The organism is Candidatus Burkholderia verschuerenii (genome assembly GCF_001189365.1).
Taxonomy (GTDB): Bacteria; Pseudomonadota; Gammaproteobacteria; order Burkholderiales; family Burkholderiaceae; genus Caballeronia; species Caballeronia verschuerenii.
Map to the genome: position 1 here is coordinate 1 of NZ_LFJJ01000111.1, position 17809 is coordinate 17809.

Sequence of the window (17809 nt, forward strand, 5' to 3'; positions counted from 1 at the left end):
GCATCGAGCGCTATGTCGCACGCTACAACCAGCACAACCGTCCATTTGTCTGGACCGCAACCGCCGATTCCATCCTTCAGAAAGTGGCTCGGTTATGTAAAGTTATTTCTGGGACGGAACACTAGGTTATCCGTGTCGTCGTTGGATTTGTTGATGCTGAACCTGCGCATACTGTCCCGCCAGCGTTGCATCACTTCGGTCTGTTCGAACTGATCGAGTTGTCGTCGCTCGGAATTCGGGTTCAACAGAATTCGCTTGTCGCGCAAGCTCGCTTCTTGGATAAAGTAGCCATAGAAGATCAGCATGGTGATCTCGCCGAAAATGTCGGCGAGATCGTCCTCGTCTAGATCCGCCTCCTTGCGCAGCAGATCCCCGCCTGACGCGATGCAGTAGATCATCGATTCAGCGACGGCACGGTCAGAAAGCATGATGATCTGATTCGCACCATTCCATTGCGCATCACGTGCTGCCAGCTTGCGCGGAAAAGTCAGGGCTAGATCCGTCAATCCGACAACTAGCGCGAAAGTACGACGTTTTTGTTCGGCATCCTGGAACTCCACGCTGTTCCGCTCCCGCGGCGTTGCTGACCGGGCGAGTCGATCGAACTCACGTACGGCGTTGGACAGTTCGGATTTCATCTTTGGGAAGTGCTCGGACACGAAGCGGCCGACGCCGGGTGCCGTCCGAGTGGCCGCCGGAGACTTGAGATCGGCTAACCGCTTTCTCGCGGGTGTCACTGCGCTGCTTGCGGGCGTCTCCGCCGAAACCGTCTCGCATTCTTTCACGACGGGTGCGAGCAGCTTGTCTCGGTTCTGAAGCACGAAAGTGATGAACGCTTCTTCCTTGACGGCAAATCGCACGACTCCGGGCAGCAATGCATAGAGCGCGGTTGCGACCTTGGTGATGACGTCATCGTTGCGCAACGCCGCAATCGACAACTCGCCGGTTTTCTCCTTGAGTGTCGACACGATCCAACTTTGGTTCTGCTCGACGATCGGTCGAACCAACGCTTTCAGTTTTTCAGTTGTGCGGTCCACCGTACCAGGAGATTCGACGCCGGCTTCCGGCTGCGCTTCCACTGCTTCGACTACGGCTAACGCGAGTTCTTTCTCGACCGCAGGTTGGGTTTGATCCTGTCCTGACGAAACGATCGGGCTGGCGACCGTGGACAACGAACTCAAAACCTGCGTTGAGCGTTCTCCGTTCGAAGCCAACGCAATCAGATCCCGAATGAGCGCCGCACCATACGGTTTAACGACGGCGTTACGATTGGATATCGTGAGCACATCGCCATTGTCTAACTTGATCGCCCAATGTCGGCCGACCATGATCTCGGCGGCAACCGATCGTTTACTAAGCGCATCCCAAGAGAGAAAGACCGTTTTTTTGCCGCTTTCATCACGTGATCGAATACCCCGCTGGGTGACGACGAAGGCCGCGGAGGCATTGCCTCCGTTGATCGTCAGATCCGTTAGCGCGATGATTGTTTCCTGAGCGGGAATGCCGAGGTTGAATCTGGCCATTTCTGCGATCTGCACGGGTATATCGCCCATCATGTGGTACGACGGGGTCTTTGACGGCTTGCGATCGAGGAACGACGCGTGTGTACCTTGGGCTTGCAACTCCGCCACGGTATAGTAATCGGGCGTCACGTAAGTGGAGCAAATCCTGGCGAGCGTCGCGATGTCCAGTTCGGCGTACTCACCAGGCTTATCCAGGTCGTCTGTTCGGCTGAATTGACTGCGTTTTTCGAGGTAATCATCGAGCGTTCCGAATACGTAGCCGAGTTCGTTCTCGCCCGCTTTGATGAGCTTGGTCACCACCGTGCCGTTGAGCGCGACACTTCCTTTGCTGGATGCCACGCTTTGCAGCGTCGAGAGAGATCGCGGTGGCCCTCGCCGCGACCCGACACCTTGAAAAGCACGCTATTTTCGGTGACAAGAACGCCCTCCTTCGCACTGCCCCAGAAAGTATCGTCGATGAGAATGAGCACCTCCTCTTTCGCGATGCCGCGACCGTAAGCATTGACCGCGTTAGACAATTTGTCTTGCGGGATATTGGGCTTGAAAAGATTGCATTGGACGTGATTTGCGTGACACCGCAGTCCGCCAGATACTGTGCTAAGAGCATCGACCCACTCCTTCTGAAGTCTGGTATTGCATCGATCGTGCCGGTTGCCACTTTCCACAGCGCCAGCGCATACACATCTATTACCGACGACAGATCGCGTCTCATCCGTCATCGATAACGTTCAAAAAGCACCTTCGCCTTCTCGGCGAATTTATTGCGTAATTCTTGAGGCTCGATAACGCGGATAGACGACTCGAAAGAGCAGACCCATCAACGCAGTCGCTGACTTGAGACCACCGTTCGCGTCACTTCGAGCACGTCGCTGTCACGCCTGACTTATTGATCGTCCGACATCCGCGATTCGGTCAGATGATCGCCGGCAGAATTGCGAACCCGCAGTGTCAAACAAATCGGGCCTTCGAGAAAGAAAACGAAGCGCCGTTGCTACCGGGCGATTTCAGGTCTTGCGCCTCGATCCCGGCATCCGATTGTGCGCAAACCGCTGCAGCAGTTGCAGCGCGAGAGCCTCATCGTGCCGCATGCCGCCGCGCACACGCGACTCCTCAGTCTCAAGACACCCGGCCAGTCTTCAGGGCACCGCGCCAGCACTTCTAGATCGTATTTCGCCATGAATCGGTTGAGATGGAAGAACTACAAACCGCCAGAAACACAAAGTTCGTTATTCGAATGATGCTCATCGTCTACGCGCATACTTCTGAGTACCGCTTTTTTACGGCAACGGTTGCCGAAAATAAAGCCCTCGCTTAATGAGCCCTTTATTTTTTCGCGTGTAGATTTTTCCGACATATCTCCATCACAATCTGTCGATCGCTCCGACGACGAGTGAGTCAGCTTCGTTGATCTGGTGAGCGCATCGTCGCGAGCGGCTCACGTTTTATTATTCTCGGAAACAACGAGCAGTTAGAGCCCGTCAAACCGCATTCTCGCCGTCGGCTACGGCGGCTGAGGCCAGCTAGCCGTGCCGGCGTTCTGCGCACGTTGAGTCATGTCTCGTGGAACGTCCGCGAAGGCCGATTTGCTCACATCAAGCATCCAATAGACTCCAAATGGAAGCGGTCATCGGGATAACGGCGTTCAGGTTAGTCTTGGGCAACTATTGGCCAATTAGCGCATCCAAGCGCAATAGAATCCCAGCACTATTGAACAGTAGGATTACTTACGATTTCCGGCTTTAAGCAATTAAATGATTCAATTTTCAGACGCAAACACCAAAACCTGGCGGAGGGCAACCAGAGTCGAACTGATCTGGGAATGTCTGACATCCCCAACCGAGTTTGAAGCCCGGCCGCACCACCGGGTACGGATGCCCTCCTTGCGCGGGTACAGCAAGCGGAAGTAACCACCAAAGCGGCCTGATTATAAACGGCGGACGCCATGTCGCATGCAACGCGACCTCAACGCAATCCACCATCTCCACGCGGCGAACGCCGTCGCATCAGCCGATAAACGAAGTACGCAAGCGCCACCGCCACCAGCACATCGATCACCGTTGCGCCATGCAGATGCAATTGCATCAGCGCATCGTGCAATTGCCGCTCGAAAAGCGCGCCGCCGAGCAGCCAAAACGCCGACCATGCAACGATGCCCGCCGCATCCCACATAAAGAACGCGAGCGTCGCGATCTGCGTCGTGCCCATCAGCGGCGGCGTGACGAGGCCCAGGCCTGGCACGAATTTCGATACCGCGACGATCGGCGCGCCGTATCGCTCGAACAGGTCGCTCGTCGTGCGCACGCCGGAATCGATGGCATAGGAACGCCGGGCCAGCACCGCGACGAGTTTCCGTCCATAGACGCGGCCCGCCGTGAACCATACGCTATCGCCGAGCAAGGCGCCCGCCACCGCCGCGAGCATCACGTGGCTGAACGCGAGACGTCCGCCCGCCACCGCCGATCCCGTGAACAAGAGCAGCGGCGCGGACGGGATCGGTACGCCGAGACGCGTAAGCAATACGTTGAGAAACACGGCCGCCGCGCCCCATTGCGCGATGGCCGACGGCGAAATCTGGATCAAGCGTCACCTCTCGGACGGGTTACGCCACGCGACGCTCGCCTCATTGGACCTCGATTCGACGAGCATCACCGGAACGCTGCCACATCCCGCACTGCTAGCAATTTCGATGCCGCCCCACGGCGAATCGTCGCCGCGCTTCCACGCCATCGGATCGACGCGGCGGTCCGGCCGCAGCACGTTGAACGGCCACGTCGGCCGCCGGATTCGCTCGTGCACGACCGAACCGAGCCAGATCGGCACGGCTCCGTGTTCTGGCGCTCGCGCACGGCGTAATGCGTCGGCCAGAAACGCAACACGTCGCGCTCCTGCGTATTCAGATGCGAGCGCGTGAAAACCAGCGTCGACGGCTCGCCGTTGTTCAGGCGCGGCAAAACCGGCAAGGCGACGGCCGGCGCGTTCGGCGACACGACCGACAGAGTGCTTTTCATCGACACGCCGTTCACTTCAGCCCACCCGCGGCCCGCGAGTTGCGCGCGGATTTGTCCGGGCGTCGCGGCCCATTGCACCGTGATCGGCTCGCGGCGGTCGCCTTCCATGCTCGAGCGGTAACACGAGAACGTGCGCCATACGGTATCGGTCCACTGGATCGGCGTGATGACCACAGTCGGCATCGGCGCGCTGTGTGCTTCGGAATCGTCAGTGAGTTGCAGCGCGACGCTCGCCGCGATCACCGCCAGCACCGCGACGGGCATCAACGGACGACGACGCGGCTTGACCGGGTGACGCCACACCGCCGTCAGCGCGATCAGGAACACCCAGATGGCCGCGAGCGCCGCGCTGCCGAGCGCATCGGAGATCGTGAAGCGGCCGAAGTACAGGCCCGCGAGCGCCACCGCCGTGACGATCGCGGAGGTGGCCGTCGCGACGATCACGCCCGTCAGCATGCCGACGCGCCTCAGCAGCAGAAACGCCAGAAAGCCGTAGATGACGACCGTCGCCGCGACATGACTGCTTGGGACATGTGATCGGCGGGCGTGAACGGCAGCAGATTCGGCTCGTGCGCGGTGAAGCGGATCGCCGCGACCAGCATCTGCGAAAACGCGACGGCCGCGACCCAGTACACCAGCGTGCGCCAGCGCCGCTCGAAGATCATCCAGATCACGACCAGCACCGACAGCGCGAGCAGCGTCGGCGTGCTGCCGAGCGACGACGCCGCATCGAGAATAGAATCGGCCCAGGTCGAGCGGAACGACTGCAGCAGCCGGTAGATCGACACGTCGACCTGCACGATCGACGCCCCGCTCGCGACATTCGACAGCACCGTGAAAAACACGCCCGCCGACACCAGCAGCAAGACCGAGATCATCACGATAAGCCCGGTCGCCGGATTCGCCGGATCGAGCGCGCGGGCGATCAATCGCGCCGGCAAGCCCTGATGACACGAGCCCCACGCGACCAGACGTTCGCGCGAATCGACGACCCAGTCCTTCGCATGCGAGACGATCACGCGCGCGATGTTCCAGATGAGCCAGCCGATCGCCGCCGCGATCACGAGAATCACGACGAGCCGGATCGACACCGCGCCCGCGAGTTCGATCGATGCGCCGAACACGACGCCCGGCAGGATATGCGTCGGCGCCCAGATCAGCGCGCTCAGAATGTTGACGAACAGGAAGCGCGAGGGCGTCATGCCCGACACGCCGGCGACGACCGGCACGACCGCGCGCATCGGCGCAACGAAGCGCGCCAGCACCACGCTTTTCGCACCGTGTTTATCGAAGTATTTGCGTCCGGCGTCGAGCGCGCCGGGATGTTTGCGGAACGGCCACATCCGCGCGATGGAATCGGCATAGCGCTGGCCGAACCAGAAGCTCGCGGCATCGCCCGCAATCGCACCCGCGATGGCGCAGACGAATACCCAGCCGAGATTCAGCGCGCCGGTGCCGACCAGCGCGCCCGCGACGAACATCGCCGTGCTGCCCGGAATGAAGGTGCCGATGAACGCGACCGATTCGAGAAACGACGCCAGCAGCACGACCGCCAGCGCCCACTCGGGATGAGCGGAGAGCAGATGCAGCAGCTTGAAGTAGGAATACTCCATCGCAGCGTGATCGACGCACGCCGACGCGCGCGCCGCCAATGATCAGACGGACTCGTGCCAGCGGCTATCGGCGCGTAACAGATGCAAGTCGCGGTGAAAGCGAGTGTACCCAACCCGGTCGAAGAATTCCAAAACCTGAATGGCGCGTTTGCGGCCGAGCGCGGTGGCATCGCGGAACGCGGCCGCGCCGATCGCGCCGTTCTGCTGCTGCGCGTGTTCCGCCGCGAGCTTCGCCAGGGTGCCGATCGATGCACGCGCGTAGAACAGATCGCGCACGACCTGAAAGACATCGCCGCGGCACGCGAGCTTCTTCAGCAGGCGGCGCATGTCGTCTTCGGTCGCGCCGTGCACCGAGGCGAGATCGCGCACCCACGGCGGATCGAAGCGCGCGTTTTCGATCGATGCCAGCACGGCTTGCGCCAGCGCTTCCTCTTTCGCATCGAGCAAGACCGTATGCGTTGGCAGATGCAGCCACGGTCCGCTCTTCGCGATCGCGCCGTCGCCGACCGTTTCATCGACGAGCGCGCGCCACAAGGCATCCGGCGCGAGCGGCGCGGCCATGCGGCGCAGACGCGCGATATCCGGACCTTGTTCGTCGGGATAGCGTTCGTGGAAAGCGGCAAGCGTTTCGAGCAGACGCGCGCGCATCGCGTTCCAGTGCGTCGCGGCGATAAACAGCACGTCGTCGGAAACGGGTACGGCGCGCATGCCTTCCGGCGATGCCGCGCCGCCCAGCAAATACTCGATCAGCGAGCGCGGCAAGCCGTACGGCGCTTGTGCAAAGAGCGCGTCGATGCGGCCGGTGTCGAGCATCGTCGCGAGCGCATCGAGCCATGCGCGACGCTGCGGTGTGCGACGCTTGCGCGCGGGCCCGAACGGATCGAGCACGCGTCCGCCGCCCACCGTGCGATTCGCCTGCGCATTGCGCACGATAAAGCGATCGCCCGGCAGCGCGCACACGGGTTGATCGAAGACGAGTTGCACGCGCGCCGATGTGCCCGCGTGCATCGTGTCGACATCGAGCAGCGCGACATGCGCCACGCGATGCGTCGTGCCCAGATGCACATGCAATGGCGACCAATGCGTCAGCGTGAGCGACGCATCGCCCAGCAACGTGAGTTCGACATCGAGACGCTCGGAGGTCCGCGCGAGCCGTGCATCGACGATCCAGTCGCCGCGCGCGAGATCGTCCTTGTCGATGCCGGCGAGATTCAGCGCGCATCGTTCGCCCGCGCGGCGCGAGCGTCACCATCTCGCCGACGATCACGCTTCCCGCGAACACCGTGCCCGTCGCGATGGTGCCCTGTCCCGATAAAGTGAACACGCGATCGATCGCGAGGCGGAAGAAGCCGTCATCGCGTCGCCGATGCCATTGCGAAGCGGCCGCGTGCAGATACGCGTTCAATGCGGCGACGCCCGCGTCGTCTGTTTGCGTGGCGTCGGTATCGAACAAGGGCGCGTCGCGCAACGGACCATCGGCGAGCAGCGCTTCGATTTGCGCATGCACGTCGCGCACGCGTTCGGCATCGACGCGATCGGTCTTGGTAACCGCGACCGCGCCTTGCGTCACGCCGAGCAATTCAAGGATCGCGAGATGTTCGCGCGTCTGCAGCATTACGCCATCGTCGGCGGCGATCACCAGCAGCGCGAAGTCGATGCCGCACGCGCACGCGGCCATCGTATGCAAGAGTTTCTCGTGACCGGGCACGTCGATGAAACCGAGCGTGCCGTCGCTGCAGTCGTTCAGCGGCACATACGCGTAACCGAGTTCGATGGAAATGCCGCGCGCCTTCTCTTCCTTCAGACGATCCGTGTCCACGCCCGACAGCGCGCGCACGAGCGTGGTCTTGCCGTGATCGATGTGTCCCGCCGTGCCGACGATCATGCGCGCGGTCCTATGCTTCGCCGTCGGTATGTTCGGGCCACAGCCACGGATGCGGCGCGGCGAAAACCGGCATCGCCCATCAGCAAGTCGAGCGTGAGGCTGGCGAGATCGTCGGAATAAGGCTCGAAATCGTACGCCTTGTCCTGATAACCGATCTTGCGATACGTACCGCATTCGTCGCACGACTCCGCCTTGAGCGGCGCGTTTTTCGCGCATTGCGCCTGCTCCTCTTCGGTTTCGTCGGCGGGAATGTCGTCTTCGGTGCGCATCGCGTGATAGGCGATGCCCTTGGTCGAATCGCAATTCGTACACTTCGCGCGCACGACGTGATGCTCCGTCGCGCACAAGCCGCACTGCACGTAGCGATAGCCATCGTAGGAACCGCCCACGCGCACGACGCTCGCCACCGGCACCGACCCGCACACGGGACATACGCCGGGCGTATCGAGATACGGCACGTCGGACAGTGCGGTGCGGCTGGCGATATCCGTCCACACGACCTGCAACGCGGCCATGACGAACGGCGCGATGGCCGGATCGATTTCCGCGAAGCGCAAGGCGATCACTGCGTCGGCTTGTGTTTCGAGCACGTCGACATTCATCGCGCGGATGCGTGCGACGAGTTGCGTAAGCTGCGGCGTCAGCGCGCCGGCGGCTTCGATATTGTCGAGCAGCATGAAGAGCACGTCGCGCCAGACGGGATCGCGCGTATCGGTCGATGCGGGCGCGATGGGCATCGAATGCTGCTGATTCAATTCGATCGATTCGCGCGTGGGCAGCGTCGCGGTGAAGGTGCTCAGCGCGCGCGCTGCTGCGAATCGGCGAGCGCGGCCATCAAACGCAGATAACCGGAGATGGGATTGTTCACGTCCGCGAGTTGCAGCAGACGCGCGGCGCGCGCGCTGAACACGGTGGCGCGCTCGGGCATGCGAAGACGCGGGATCGCCGAGGGATCGAGCGATTCGATCTTGCTGGCTTCGAGAATGCGTTGGACCACGGGTTTGTCCTCGGTTTGATGCGGTACGAATGAAGATGAAATTTGGCACGGGCCCGAGCCATCAGCGCGTTCTCGCTCAACTAGCATAGCAGCTAACGCGATACGCCGACGCCGCCCGCGCCGAAAGTACGGCTATCCATTGTAGATACAGTCGCTATTGAACATGCATCGACATGTATCTACAATGGATAAACATACCGGAGGCTAAAAATGGAACTTTCGATTCAGAAATGGGGCAATAGCGCGGCAGTCCGTTTGCCTGCTGCCTTGCTCGATCAGGTGCATCTGTCGCTCGGCGACAAACTGACTGTCGACGTGCGCCCCGAGGGGATCGTGCTTATCCCGGCTCGGCCGAAGTATTCGCTGGAAGAACTCGTCGCTCGGTGCGATCCGAAAGCATCGATGCCCGAAGATCTCGCCGCCTGGAATAACCTGAAACCGGTAGGTCGTGAAGTATGGTGAGACGCATCAAATTCGAGCGCGGCGATGTGGTTCGAGTCAATGTGAATCCCGCCGTCGGGCATGAGCAGCAGGGCGAATTTCGCCCCGCGCTCGTGCTGTCTTCATCGATTTTCAACGCCACCGGCGTCGCACTCGTCGCGCCGATCACGCAAGGCGGCAACTTCGCGCGCTTCGCCGGATTCGCGGTGCCGCTATCCGGCGCGGGCACCGAAACGCAAGGCGTCGCGCTGGTGAACATGGTGCGCACGCTCGACCTCGAAGCGCGTGGCGCGCGCAAGATCGAGCATGCGCCAGTCGAAGTCATCAACGACGCGTTGGCGCGTCTGCAGACGATCATCGACTGACACGTTTCCCGCCTACTTCCCAATCAACTGCTTGAACCACTTCGGATGGTGCTTGCGCGCCCATCCATACGTCACCGTTCCACGCGTCATCGCGCCGACCGATCCCTTGATCCAGATCGCGGCATAAATGTGCACGATGATCCCGACGATCAGCACGAACGCCGCGAACGCATGCACCACGGCCGCCGCGCGAATGATCTCGATCGGGAAATAGAACGAGAAGTAGCGCCGCCAGATCACGATGCCGCTCGCCAGCAACAGCAGCAGACACGCGACCATCGTGAAAAACAACAACTTCTGACCGGCGTTGTACTTGCCGATCTCGGGCAGCCGATCTTCGCGATTGGCCAGCACGTCGCCGATCTGCTTCATCCACTGGACGTCATTCTTGTCCAGATAGTTGTGATGCCAGAAGCGCAGCGCCAGGATCAGGAACGACACGAACATCACGCAGCCGATGAACGGATACAGAATGCGCGTCCATTGCCCGCCGCCGAGAATCGCGTACAGCCACGACATCGACGGGTGGAACATCGCCAGGCCGGAAATGGCGAGCAGGATGAACGAGATCGCGGTGATCCAGTGATTGGTGCGCTTGTTCGGCGTGTAACGCTGAATGAGCAGGTTGCCTTTCACATCACGCAGTTCGCTATCGTGTTTCATCTGAACGCTCCTGTCCGCCTTCGCGACGACGACGCACCTCTTCCATCCACCTCACGTTGCGCTTCGAGTTCTTCTTCCTCGCTCACTTCGTTCGGACCGACACGCGTGTAATGGAAGAAGCCCGCAAGCGCGGCGATCGCCATGCCCGCCACCGCCAGCGGCTTGGTGATGCCCTTCCACACCGACACCAGCGGACTGATACGCGGATTGTTCGCCAGCCCGTGATACAACTCCGGCTTGTCCGCATGATGTAGCACGTACATCACATGCGTGCCGCCCACACCGGCCGGGTTGTACAGCCCCGCGTTCTCGAAGCCGCGCTCCTTCAGGTCCTCCACGCGATCTTCGGCCTGCGCGATCATGTCCACCTTTGTGCCGAACATGATGGCGCCGGTCGGACACGTCTTCACGCAGGCAGGCTCCTGCCCCACCGCCACGCGATCCGAACACAACGTGCACTTGTAAGCGCGGTTGTCTTCCTTCGAGATGCGCGGAATGTTGAACGGGCAGCCCGTCACGCAGTAACCGCAACCGATGCAGTTTTCCTCGTGAAAATCCACGATGCCGTTGTTGTACTGTACGATCGCGCCCGGCGACGGACACGCTTTCAGACATCCGGGGTCCTCGCAATGCATGCAGCCGTCCTTGCGGATCAGCCACTCAAGGTCGCCCTTCGGATTTTCGTACTCCGTGAAGCGCATGACCGTCCACGATTTCTCGGTCAGGTCGCGCGGGTTGTCGTAGATGCCGGTCGTGTGACCGACTTCGTCGCGCAGATCGTTCCACTCCATGCAGGCCGTCTGACACGCCTTGCAGCCGATGCACTTCGACACGTCGATCAGCTTCGCGACCGTGCCCGTCACCGGGCTGCGATCGGTCGGCGGCGGCGTGGTCGTCGCGGAGACGCGCTTGATATCGAGCGATTGCAATGCCATTTCTCGCCTCCTTATGCTTTTTCGACTTTCACGAGGAACGACTTGAACTCGGGCGTCTGCGAGTTCCCGTCGCCCACGGAAGGCGTCAGCGTGTTGACGAGATAGCCCGGCTGCGTGAGGCCTTTGAAGCCCCAATGCAACGGCAGGCCGACGGTATGCACCTTCTTGCCCTCCACGTTCAGCGGCTTGATGCGTTTGGTGACCAGTGCCACGGCGACGATATGCCCGCGATTGCTCGACACCTTCACGCGCTCGCCCGCCACCACGGCCACTTCCTTCGCATGCTCTTCGCCGATTTCGACGAACTGCTCCGGCTGCACGATCGCATTGAGCCGCGCGTGCTTGGTCCAGTAGTGGAAGTGCTCCGTCAGGCGATACGTCGTGCCGGTGTTCGGGAACTTGTCGGCCGTGCCGAACGCAGCGCGATCGTCCGGGAAGACGCGCGCGGCGGGATTGCTCGTCACGGTCTTGTTGTCCGGCCAGAACGGGTTGTAGCCAAGCAGCGTTTCGAACGGCTCGTAGTGCACCGGGAACGGACCTTCGTTCATGCCGTCGCGCGCGAAGAAACGCGCCACGCCTTCCGGGTTCGTGATGAACGGATTCATGCCGTTTTCAGGCGGCTCGTCGACCTTGAAGTCGGGAATATCCGGACCCGACCACGACTTGCCGTTCCACGCGATCAGCTTGCGCGTCGGATCGAAAGGCTTGCCGTTCACATCGCACGATGCGCGGTTGTACAGCACGCGACGATTCACCGGCCACGCCCATGCCCAGTTCAGCGTTTGCCCGATACCGGTCGGATCGGAGTTGTCGCGGCGTCCCATCTGATTGCCCGCCTGCGTCCACGATCCGCAGAAGATCCAGCAGCCGCTCGCAGTCGAACCATCGTCGCGCAGCTGCGCGAAGCTGGCCAACTGGTCGCCCTTCTTCGCGAGCACCTTGGTCTTGTCGGTCGGATCGGTGACATCGCCCAAAGCCTTGCCGTTGAACTCCATCGCGAGCTCTTCGGGCGTCGGGCTTTCAGGATCGGCATACGGCCACGTCATCTTGACGATCGGATCGGGATACTTGCCGCCCTTCGTCTGATACGCCTTTCGCATGCGCAGCCACAGCGCCGACATGATCTCCAGATCGCTGCGCGCCTCGCCCGGCGGATTCGCGCCCTGCCAGTGCCATTGCAGCACGCGCGACGAACTCACCAGCGAACCGCGCTCTTCCGCGAAACAGGTGCTCGGCAAACGGAACACTTCGGTCTGAATCTTCGACGAATCGACGTCGTTGAATTCGCCGTGATTCTTCCAGAACTCCGAGGTTTCCGTCGCGAGCGGATCCATGATGACGAGATACTTCAGCTTCGACAAACCGAGGCCGATTTTCGCCTTGTTCGGCGCGGCGGCCAGCGGATTGAAGCCCTGACACACGTAGCCGTTCATCTTGCCCGCGGCCATCAGCTCAAACACTTGCAGCATGTCGTAGGACTTGTCGAGCTTGGGCAGCATGTCGAAGCCGAAGTTGTTTTCGGCCGTCGCGTTGTCGCCCCACCACGACTTCATGAAGCTCACATAGAACGCGCGATAGTTCTTCCAGTAGCTGAGCTGATTGGGCCGCAGCGGCTGGGTCGCGCGCTTCTTGATGTATTCTTCGTAGTCCTGCTCGCCTTCCATCGGCAAGGTCATATAGCCGGGCAGCAGGTTCGACATCAGACCTAGATCGGTCAGGCCTTGAATGTTCGAGTGCCCGCGCAGCGCATTCATGCCGCCGCCCGCAATGCCGATATTCCCCAGCAGCAATTGCACCATCGCGCCTGTGCGGATCATCTGCGCGCCGACGGAGTGATGCGTCCAGCCGAGCGCGTACAGAATCGTCCCGGCGCGGTTGGGCGCCGCGGTCGATGCAAGCATCTCGCAGACCTTGAGGAATTTCTCTTGCGGCGTGCCGCAGACCTTGCTCACCATCTCCGGCGTGTACGCGGAGTAGTGCTGCTTCATCAGGTTGTAGACGCAGCGCGGATGTTGCAACGTCGGGTCGACCTTGACGAAACCGTCGTCGCCCTTTTCGTAATCCCACGTGCTCTTGTCGTACTTGCGCTTCTCCGCGTCGTAGCCTGAAAACAGGCCTTCCTTGAACGCGAAATCCTCACGGACGATGAACGACATGTCCGTATAGTTCTTCACGTACTCGTGCTGAATCTTGTCGTTCGTGAGCAGATAGTTGATCACGCCGCCCAGGAACACGATGTCCGTGCCCGTGCGAATCGGCGCATAAAAATCAGCGACGGATGCAGTACGCGTAAAGCGCGGATCGACGACGATCAGCTTCGTCTTCCGATGCGCCTTCGTCTCGGTCACCAATTTGAAACCGCACGGGTGCGCCTCGGCTGCTTTGCCGCCCATCACCATGATCACGTCCGCGTTCTTGATGTCGACCCAATGGTTCGTCATCGCTCCACGGCCAAACGTCGGGGCAAGACCTGCCACCGTCGGGCCATGTCAGACACGTGCCTGATTGTCGAACGCGAGCATCCCGAGACTGCGCACAGTCTTGTGGGTGAGATAACCGACTTCGTTGCTGCCAGCGGAGGCCGCGAGGAAGCCGGTGGTCAGCCAGCGATTGACCGTCTTGCCGTCCGGCGTCTTCTCGACGAAATTCGCGTCGCGGTCCGCCTTCATCAACTCGGCGATACGATCGAGCGCGTCTTCCCACGAGATGCGTTTCCACTCGCTCGATCCCGCCGCCCGATACTCGGGGTACATCAAACGGTTCGGACTGTGGATGAAGTCGATCAGCGATGCACCCTTCGGGCACAGCGTGCCGCGATTGACCGGATGATCGGGATCGCCTTCGATGTGGATGATGCTGGCTTTGGCGTTCTTCGCGTTGTCACCGAGTCCGTACATCAGAATTCCGCAGCCGACGGAACAGTACGGGCAGGTATTACGCGTTTCAGTGGTGCGCGACAGTTTGTATTGACGGACTTCGGCGAGCGCCGGTGCCGGAGAGAAGCCCAGCGCTGCCAGGCTCGAACCGGCGAGCGTGCTCGCGGAGACCTTTAGAAACTGTCGACGTGACATTTGCAACATGGTTGCTTCGACGCGTCGTAAAGTGGGTATTTGAAAGTATATGGCGGTCGATGCGGCCCCGTTCGCCTAAGCGATAAATGGTTTTCATCGATACGCCGCTTTAATAATAGGAATGCCGTTTCTGACCGTCGCGCATTCCGTGAATGCACGTTTCGGACGCCGCGAGGCACGCACGAAACGTTCCAAGATCCGCAACGGCAGGCCGATCATAGCAATGTTCTGACTAAACCACCGACCGATAGCTTGCTCTAATCGCGTTTCTGGAACGCGGCGTGCTGGACGTCGACTCGAATCCCGACTTATATCCAGAAATACATCCTTTTACGCTGCATCGAACGAGAGGTCCGTCATGAGTTCCGTGTCCACCCGGAAAATCGAAGCCGCGATGAAGAAGGACGCGTCCTGGGCAATGGGCGCGCTCAAGCAGTTCGGCGAAAACCGCTGCGCCGCGATGGCCGCGAGCATCGCGTTTTATTCGGCGTTTTCGCTCGCGCCGACGCTCGTCATGGTGATCGCCGTCGCCGGATGGATATTCGGGCCGGAAGCCGCGCGCGGACAGTTGTTCCACGAAGTGAACGGGCTGATCGGCAACGAGGCGGCGGCGAGCGTGCAGAGCATCGTCGAGAACGCGCATCGCAGCAGCGGCACGGGGTTCGCCGCGATTCTGTCGTTCGTGCTGCTGGCGGTCGGCGCATCGGCGACGTTTTCATCGCTTAATACAGCGCTCAATATAGTGTGGCCGCTCAGCGGCGAACAGCGCTCGAGCGTCATGGCGATGGTGCGGGTGCGGCTCGTATCGTTCGGACTGGTGCTGGGCGTCGCGTTTCTGCTGATCGTGTCGCTCGTGCTCGACACCGCCATTCAGGCGGCCGGCATGTGGCTGTTCGGCAATTCGCCGTTCGTGATCGTCGGCGATATCGCGCAGTTGATCGTCGGCCTGCTGATTCTGACGGCGGCGTTCGGCGCGTTGATGAAGTTCCTGCCCGATGCGGCCGTCGAATGGCGCGACGCGATGGTCGGCGGCGCCGTCTCGGCCGTGCTGTTTTCGGCGGGCAAGAAGTTGTTCGCGCTCTATCTGACGCATGCGGGCACGGCGAGCGCGTTCGGCGCAGCCGGATCGCTCGCCGTCTTGTTGATGTGGCTGTACTTCTCCGCCGCAGTGTTGCTGCTCGGCGCGGAATTCTCGGCGGCGCGCGCGCGATTGCACGATCCGCGCGGCGCGTGGGGCAAGCAGAACAACGGCCGCGTGCCGCCGGGCAGCCGCGCGAAGATCGGCTCGCTGCTCGCCTCCTCCACGCGCGCGGCGACGCCGGCGCAGGCTTCGGCCGTTGCATCGACGGTCGCGCCGATGTCGCCCGCCAGCGCGCGCGGCGATGCGCCCGTCACGGCGGCGGCGCGTCGCTCGATCGGCTCGATCAACGCCCGCGCCCAGCATGCTCAGGCGCTGACCGGCGAAGCCCGCAAGAAGGTATCGGCGATGTCGAAGGCGTTCGAGATCTCGCGGAAGATTCGTCGCGCCGAATCCACGGCCACGCGCGCCACCGCTCGCGCGATGATCGGCGCGAGCCGCAAGGCCTCCGATGCCAACGATATGGTGCGCCGGCATCCCTGGCGCGCGGTTCTGGTCGCGGCCAGCGCCGGCATGGCGGTCGCGTTGTTGCGCCGGCGCGACGGCGAGCACGACGAGAACGTTTGATCGGCGGAAGGACGGCGCGTGTCGCGGCAATCGCGCGCGCGCCTCACTGTTATTGAATTCGACGGTAATCGACTGTTGAATGGGCAGGAATATTTGACCGCTCCTGTCACCCTCCGGAACTTTCCCGCACCCTTACGGTCGTCTCAAATTCCCCTTCAAACACGCGAAAAACCTTGACGGGCAGGCATCCGTGACAACTGTGTGTTTTTTGAGACAGTCTATTTTTTTTCAGTTCTTAAGTTTCGAAACGTTGCGTTATTCTCTGCGCCGGCAACAACGATTTTAAACATTCGCGTGGAGAATTCGATGAAGCGATTCGCACTGACGTCCCTCTCGCTGGCCCTGCTCGGCGCAGCTGGTGCAGCCCAGGCTCAATCGAGCGTGACGCTGTATGGCGTGATCGACGCTGGCCTTGGCTATGTGAGCAACGCCAATGCAGCTGGCGACCACCAGTTCGCCATGATCAACGGCAACCTGTCCGGTGATCGTTGGGGCTTGAAGGGTCAGGAAGACCTGGGCGGTGGCCTGAAGGCAATCTTCCAGTTGGAAAACGGCTTCGACATCGGCACGGGCCGTCTGGGTCAAGGTGGTCGTGAGTTCGGCCGTCAGGCATTCGTTGGTCTGTCGGGCGCTCAGTGGGGTACGGTCACCCTGGGTCGTCAATACGATCCGCTGGTCGACATGGTTCAAGGCATCACGGCTGACAACTACTGGGGTTCCGTGTTCGCAACGCCGGGCGACGTCGACAACTACGACAACTCGCTGCGCGTGAGCAACGCAATCAAGTACGTTTCGCCGGTCTTCTCGGGCTTCCAGTTCGAAGGTCTGTACGGGGTGTCGGGTGTTGCAGGCGCGAACGGCCAAGGCCAGACGTGGTCGGCAGCGGCAACGTACAACAACGGTCCGTTGGCAGTCGCAGGCGGCTACTTCTACGCGAACAACCCGAACGCCGGCCGCATTCCGCCGACGACGGCAAGCACGTGGAACAGCACGACGTCGGACGCACTGTTCGATGGCCCGATCAACAACGCGTATGCTTCGGCACACGCGATCGGCATCGCACGCGGCGCGATCCAGTACTCGATCGGCGCGTTCACGGTCGGCGGTTCGTACAGCAATGCACAGTTCAAGGCAGACGGCGGCTCGCGCTTCGGCTCCGAGCACTTCAACGTCGGCAACGGCTTCGTGAACTTCCAGGTTTCGCCGGCTCTGCTGGTGGGCGCTGGCTACACGTACACGAAGTCGGGCGGCGATTCGTCGGCCACGTATCACCAGGCCAGCCTGGGCGCGGACTACTCGCTCTCGAAGCGCACGGACTTCTACGCTGTGGCGGCTTACCAGCACGCAAGCGGCGACCAGCGCGACGCGACGTCGGGCCAACTGGGTTCGGCACAAGTTTCGATCGGTTCTTACGGCTACGAAAGCGGCAGCAGCCACCAGGAAATCGTCATCATCGGCGTGCGTCACAAGTTCTAAGTGCGCCGGTAGACCGGCAAGGAAGTAGGTGGTGAAAGTCCACTGCGATGAAGGAGTAGCGAACCACATCGGCCCCGAGCCGTGCGCAGGTCACCGCGAGGTGATCGGCGAAGCGTCGGCAGGGGAG

The 17809-nt window shown here is 61.3% G+C and carries 12 protein-coding genes, 1 tRNA gene and 3 pseudogenes; 6 read left to right on the forward strand and 10 right to left on the reverse strand.

Translation table 11 applies throughout. The features are described 5' to 3' along the window. Nucleotides 1–125: pseudogene (locus BVER_RS34065) on the forward strand (IS630 family transposase); the annotation flags it as partial. Here the strand turns inward: BVER_RS34065 and BVER_RS18090 are convergent. After that, complete coding sequence (locus tag BVER_RS18090) at nucleotides 93–1862, reverse strand: hypothetical protein (protein ID WP_050454492.1); 1770 nt, start codon at nucleotides 1860–1862, stop codon at nucleotides 93–95. The pseudogene BVER_RS34065 and the gene BVER_RS18090 sit on opposite strands and share 33 nt — an antisense overlap. 26 nt (nucleotides 1863–1888) lie before the next feature. Between BVER_RS18090 and BVER_RS18095 the strand changes: the two genes are divergently transcribed. Beyond that, nucleotides 1889–2248: a hypothetical protein gene (locus BVER_RS18095; RefSeq protein ID WP_050454493.1), complete on the forward strand. Its 360-nt coding sequence runs from the start codon at nucleotides 1889–1891 to the stop codon at nucleotides 2246–2248. A gap of 1059 nt (nucleotides 2249–3307) precedes the next feature. Here the strand turns inward: BVER_RS18095 and BVER_RS31670 are convergent. The 6 genes and pseudogenes from BVER_RS31670 to fdhE form a co-directional block, all read right to left on the reverse strand. Beyond that, nucleotides 3308–3403 (reverse strand) — tRNA-Sec (locus tag BVER_RS31670). 82 nt (nucleotides 3404–3485) lie between these two features. After that, entirely contained in the window at nucleotides 3486–4103 is a 618-nt protein-coding gene (locus BVER_RS18100) for a DedA family protein (RefSeq protein ID WP_050454494.1), read from the reverse strand. 65 nt (nucleotides 4104–4168) lie between these two features. Continuing rightward, nucleotides 4169–4987, reverse strand: a complete 819-nt coding sequence (locus BVER_RS34070) for an LssY C-terminal domain-containing protein (RefSeq protein WP_232316619.1) — start codon at nucleotides 4985–4987, stop codon at nucleotides 4169–4171. 11 nt (nucleotides 4988–4998) lie between these two features. Next, nucleotides 4999–6144, reverse strand: a complete 1146-nt coding sequence (locus tag BVER_RS34075; protein ID WP_232316620.1) for a VTT domain-containing protein — start codon at nucleotides 6142–6144, stop codon at nucleotides 4999–5001. Nucleotides 6145–6186: 42 nt separating this feature from the next. Next, nucleotides 6187–8029: pseudogene (selB, locus tag BVER_RS18110) on the reverse strand (selenocysteine-specific translation elongation factor). A gap of 10 nt (nucleotides 8030–8039) precedes the next feature. Then, nucleotides 8040–9026, reverse strand: a pseudogene (gene fdhE / locus BVER_RS18115) (formate dehydrogenase accessory protein FdhE). Between the two features lie 210 nt (nucleotides 9027–9236). Between fdhE and BVER_RS18120 the strand changes: the two are divergent. Together BVER_RS18120 and BVER_RS18125 are read left to right on the forward strand one after the other, a co-directional pair. Next, entirely contained in the window at nucleotides 9237–9488 is a 252-nt protein-coding gene (locus BVER_RS18120) for an AbrB/MazE/SpoVT family DNA-binding domain-containing protein (protein ID WP_050454495.1), read from the forward strand. After that, the gene (locus BVER_RS18125) at nucleotides 9482–9832 is read left to right on the forward strand and encodes a type II toxin-antitoxin system ChpB family toxin (RefSeq protein WP_050454496.1); all 351 of its coding nucleotides are present in this window, start codon (nucleotides 9482–9484) and stop codon (nucleotides 9830–9832) included. Before BVER_RS18120 ends, BVER_RS18125 begins: the two co-directional genes overlap by 7 nt. Nucleotides 9833–9844: 12 nt before the next feature. Here the strand turns inward: BVER_RS18125 and BVER_RS18130 are convergent, their stop codons facing one another. Genes BVER_RS18130 through fdnG form a run of 3 tightly spaced genes read right to left on the reverse strand, consistent with a single transcriptional unit; the run spans nucleotide 9845 to nucleotide 14510 of the window. Continuing rightward, entirely contained in the window at nucleotides 9845–10495 is a 651-nt protein-coding gene (locus BVER_RS18130; RefSeq protein WP_050454497.1) for a formate dehydrogenase subunit gamma, read from the reverse strand. Next, nucleotides 10492–11430: a formate dehydrogenase subunit beta gene (gene fdxH, locus BVER_RS18135; protein ID WP_050454498.1), complete on the reverse strand. Its 939-nt coding sequence runs from the start codon at nucleotides 11428–11430 to the stop codon at nucleotides 10492–10494. The genes BVER_RS18130 and fdxH overlap by 4 nt, the downstream gene beginning before the upstream one ends. Nucleotides 11431–11441: 11 nt before the next feature. After that, complete coding sequence (gene fdnG, locus BVER_RS18140) at nucleotides 11442–14510, reverse strand: formate dehydrogenase-N subunit alpha (RefSeq protein ID WP_083452238.1); 3069 nt, start codon at nucleotides 14508–14510, stop codon at nucleotides 11442–11444. A 349-nt stretch (nucleotides 14511–14859) separates the two neighbouring features. Here fdnG and BVER_RS18150 point away from each other — a divergent pair, with 349 nt between their 5' ends. Together BVER_RS18150 and BVER_RS18155 are read left to right on the forward strand one after the other, a co-directional pair. Beyond that, nucleotides 14860–16206: a YhjD/YihY/BrkB family envelope integrity protein gene (locus BVER_RS18150; protein WP_050454501.1), complete on the forward strand. Its 1347-nt coding sequence runs from the start codon at nucleotides 14860–14862 to the stop codon at nucleotides 16204–16206. 306 nt (nucleotides 16207–16512) lie between these two features. Beyond that, a complete protein-coding gene (locus BVER_RS18155) occupies nucleotides 16513–17682 on the forward strand; it encodes a porin (RefSeq protein WP_050454502.1) in 1170 nt (389 codons plus the stop codon). Nucleotides 17683–17809: the final 127 nt, after the last annotated feature.

Excerpts from the sequence above, each read along its gene's own strand:
- BVER_RS34070 (WP_232316619.1), bottom strand. The coding sequence starts at position 4,987 with ATGCTGACGGGCGTGATCGTCGCGACGGCCACCTCCGCGATCGTCACG.
- BVER_RS18120 (WP_050454495.1), top strand. The coding sequence starts at position 9,237 with ATGGAACTTTCGATTCAGAAATGGGGCAATAGCGCGGCAGTCCGTTTG.
- BVER_RS34075 (WP_232316620.1), bottom strand. The coding sequence starts at position 6,144 with ATGGAGTATTCCTACTTCAAGCTGCTGCATCTGCTCTCCGCTCATCCC.
- BVER_RS18130 (WP_050454497.1), bottom strand. The coding sequence starts at position 10,495 with ATGAAACACGATAGCGAACTGCGTGATGTGAAAGGCAACCTGCTCATT.
- BVER_RS18155 (WP_050454502.1), top strand. The coding sequence starts at position 16,513 with ATGAAGCGATTCGCACTGACGTCCCTCTCGCTGGCCCTGCTCGGCGCA.
- BVER_RS18125 (WP_050454496.1), top strand. The coding sequence starts at position 9,482 with ATGGTGAGACGCATCAAATTCGAGCGCGGCGATGTGGTTCGAGTCAAT.
- BVER_RS18150 (WP_050454501.1), top strand. The coding sequence starts at position 14,860 with ATGAGTTCCGTGTCCACCCGGAAAATCGAAGCCGCGATGAAGAAGGAC.
- fdxH (WP_050454498.1), bottom strand. The coding sequence starts at position 11,430 with ATGGCATTGCAATCGCTCGATATCAAGCGCGTCTCCGCGACGACCACG.